General features: G+C 68.8%; 5 protein-coding genes. 3 read left to right on the top strand and 2 right to left on the bottom strand.

Features of this window, described 5'->3' with window-relative positions; genetic code table 11:
* Window positions 1–78: 78 nt before the first annotated feature.
* A complete protein-coding gene (locus AC2VNT_RS05025) occupies window positions 79–363 on the bottom strand; it encodes a hypothetical protein (protein ID WP_486945804.1) in 285 nt (94 codons plus the stop codon).
* Window positions 364–588: 225 nt separating this feature from the next.
* On the opposite strand from AC2VNT_RS05025, the gene AC2VNT_RS05030 reads away from it, so the two are divergent.
* A complete protein-coding gene (locus AC2VNT_RS05030; RefSeq protein WP_486945805.1) occupies window positions 589–1,458 on the top strand; it encodes a hypothetical protein in 870 nt (289 codons plus the stop codon).
* A gap of 16 nt (window positions 1,459–1,474) precedes the next feature.
* On the opposite strand, the gene AC2VNT_RS05035 is transcribed toward AC2VNT_RS05030, so the two are convergent.
* Complete coding sequence (locus AC2VNT_RS05035; RefSeq protein WP_486945807.1) at window positions 1,475–1,897, bottom strand: nitroreductase family deazaflavin-dependent oxidoreductase; 423 nt, start codon at window positions 1,895–1,897, stop codon at window positions 1,475–1,477.
* On the opposite strand from AC2VNT_RS05035, the gene AC2VNT_RS05040 reads away from it, so the two are divergent.
* Together AC2VNT_RS05040 and AC2VNT_RS05045 are read left to right on the top strand one after the other, a co-directional pair.
* Complete coding sequence (locus AC2VNT_RS05040) at window positions 1,869–2,015, top strand: hypothetical protein (protein ID WP_486945808.1); 147 nt, start codon at window positions 1,869–1,871, stop codon at window positions 2,013–2,015. The genes AC2VNT_RS05035 and AC2VNT_RS05040 overlap by 29 nt on opposite strands.
* A gap of 100 nt (window positions 2,016–2,115) precedes the next feature.
* Window positions 2,116–2,367 (top strand): hypothetical protein (locus AC2VNT_RS05045; protein ID WP_486945806.1); only part of this gene is annotated, 252 nt, incomplete at its 3' end.

The following is a 2,367-nucleotide window of genomic DNA, read 5'->3' on the forward strand; positions in this document are numbered from 1 at the left end:
TCGACCTGCGGGCGCTGCTGGGCAACGTACGGCTGCACGCCGGGGCCGGTGCCCGTACCGACCGCACGGGGTCGAGGGTCAGCGCTTCTTGACCGCCAGGCCGACCAGCGCGGTGACGATGGTGCCCAGCACGCCGCCGCCGACCAGGCTGCCGGCCAGGTGGGGGAGGTCCAACCCGCCCCCACCGCTGCCGAGGATGCTGTTCAGCAGGCCGCCGCCGGTGAGGGCGCCACCGGCCAGGCCGCCGAGGCCGCCGCTCAGCAGGCTGCCGAGGCCGCCGGGGCTCGGTATCTTATCGGTCGCGTCCGCGCCTTTGCCGCCGAGGGCGCCGCCGACGACGCCGGCGATGAGTTGTTCGAGCATCTTTGCTCCCTTGTTCTGGTGCACCGCCTCCGCACGGCGGCATCTAGCTAGTTATAGCCGAGGCCGCCCGCGGCCCGAGCGTTATTCGGCCGGAAAATCGCCGGACGGCGAGTGAGGGCGTCTCGCCGAGACCGCCCGGTGCCGGGCACCGGTGCGGTAGCCTGCTCGGCATCCACCGTGTCCCGTGAGTAGGGGAATCGGGTGAACCTGGGGAGAGGGTAACCAGTGGGTTCGCATTCGAACGACGTCGCGGACACCGCGGCGGGTGACGCGCCGCAGTCGCCCGACACCCAGCGGCCGCCGAAACGGCGAAGCGTGCTGGGGTGGGTCGCGGTGGTTGTCGGGATCGTCGGCCTCGTCCTGGCCTGTCTGCCGTCGACCGTGATCGTCGGCTGGCTGCTGCTTCCGATCGCGTTGCTCGCCGGGGTCGTCGGCCTGTCGCTGTCGCGCAAGGTCACGAGCATGGGCAGCGCGGCGGCGCTGCTCCCCAAGGCCACCAGCATCGCCGCGATCATCATCTCGGTGACCGGCATAGTCGTCGGGGTCAACACGTTCTTCGGCGTGGTGACCGGCGCGGTCCACGACATCTTCGACAAGCCCGGCCACACCCGGTCGGCGCAGATCACCGGCGTGATCAACGGCGACGCGGACGGCGAAGAGAACGCGGCTGACGAAAACCCGTCCGGCACCAAGGAGCACCCACTCCGGATCGGCAATCCGCTGACCAACAACGACTGGGAGGTCATCCTCGGCACCCCGCGCGAGGCCGGGCACGAGGTCGCCGCCGAGAACAACTTCAACGACCCGCCGGAGAAGGGCATGGAGTACTGGATCGTTCCGATCACCGCCACCTACCGGGGAAAGGACACCGGTAATCCGGGATTCGACATCACCGTCACCTTCGTCGGTAAGAACAACCGGACCTACGACGATCCGTGTGGAGCCATCCCGCATCCCCTCAACGCGCTCGACGACGTACGTCGAGGAAGCGTGGCCAGGGGGAACACCTGTGTGGCCGTCCCGGTCGGCGCGCGCGGGCTGTGGGCGGTGTCGGCGGGTTTCAACGCTCCGCCGGTCTACTTCGCGATGAAGTGATCCCGCCCCTGTGCGGCTATGTCGCCCGGGTGAGCGCGACGACCGGAATGACGCGGTCGGTCTTGGCTCGGTAGTCGGCGAAGCCGGGATGACGGGTCTCCTGAATGCCGTAGAGCCGGTCGTGCTCTTCGCCGGTGATTTCGGTAGCGGTGACGGTGTACCGCTCGGTGCCGACCTCGACGGTGGCCGACGGGTTCGCGCGCAGGTTGTGATACCAGCTCGGGTGGGTGTCTCTGCCGTTGTTGGAGGCGAAGACGACGAGCCGGTCGCCGTCCGGCAGATACATCATCGGGCTGGTGCGCGGCCGGCCGGACTTGGCGCCGATGGTGGTTAGCAGCAGCATCGGGGCACCCTCGAACGGGCCGCCCAACGTGCCGCCGCGGCTCCGGAATTCGGTGACCTTGCCGGCGTTGAACGCCAGCGCCTGCTCGTTGTCGATGGTTTCTGCACCTTGTCGTTCTGGGTTGCTCGGGTTACTGGATGATCTTCTTGTGGCGGGCGACCTCGACCGGGCCGTCATCGCCGACGTGCACGAACACTACCTGATCGGCGCCTGACCCCGACGATCAAGCTAACCGTGCGGCAGGCTGCGGGTTAGACAGCCTCACGTCACCGGGTGAATAGCCAGCGGGGTCCTGCTCGGTTTATCCTCCCTCCATGCCCGGACCCGATCAGATCGCCGTCCCCAAGGTGCTGCCGGTTGCGGCGTCGTCGTGGCACACCGCGGTGCTGGCGGGTCATGCCGCTGTGGGGATCGCCGTACCTGGTGTGACGGCGCAGGCGATGAGCGCGGTGCGCGCGGTGCGCGCCGCGGCCGGGGGCACCTCAACCAAGCTGGCCGGGTGCACCACCAGCACCGCCACCAAGGTCACCACCGCCGATGCGGTGTTCGTCTCCACTGAGGCGTGC

The organism is Mycobacterium sp. TH-M15 (assembly GCF_057473705.1).